The sequence below is a fragment of the Pseudoalteromonas fuliginea genome (genome assembly GCF_000690055.1).
Taxonomy (GTDB): domain Bacteria; phylum Pseudomonadota; class Gammaproteobacteria; order Enterobacterales; family Alteromonadaceae; genus Pseudoalteromonas; species Pseudoalteromonas fuliginea.
In genome coordinates this window covers 1-351 of the sequence record NZ_JJNZ01000289.1, presented here as the reverse complement: position 1 = coordinate 351, position 351 = coordinate 1, and the positions used below count along the sequence as shown (strand labels likewise).

Here is a 351-nt window from a genome sequence, read left to right as displayed (position 1 = left end):
CTTGCTTTTTAAGTTTCGCTAAGTAATTAGGATCTTGATTAAAGATAACTGCACGACCATCATTTGGAGCCATTGCTGCAAACTTACGCATTTGCTTGTTTGCCTCTTTGTAACGGGTTGATGCTTTTAACATCTCAGCATAACGGTAATGTGTTTGAGCATCAGTGTTACCTGCTTCTACTGTTTTCTTATACCATTTTACAGCTTCTTTGTAGTTAAAAGTGTTGTAATAACTATCGGCAAGTTGCTTGTATACATAAGCATCTGCTTTACCATCGTTTACTAGCTCAAGATACTCTTCAGCAGCTTCTACATACTCTAAACGATTAAAGTGCTTATCTGCAGTCTTTG

The 351-nt window shown here is 37.0% G+C and carries 1 protein-coding gene; it reads right to left on the bottom strand.

Annotated features, from left to right (window positions below; all coding sequences use genetic code 11):
• Nucleotides 1–351, bottom strand: a 351-nt coding sequence (locus DC53_RS22330; protein ID WP_033032832.1) for a tetratricopeptide repeat protein, incomplete at both ends; no start/stop codon positions are given.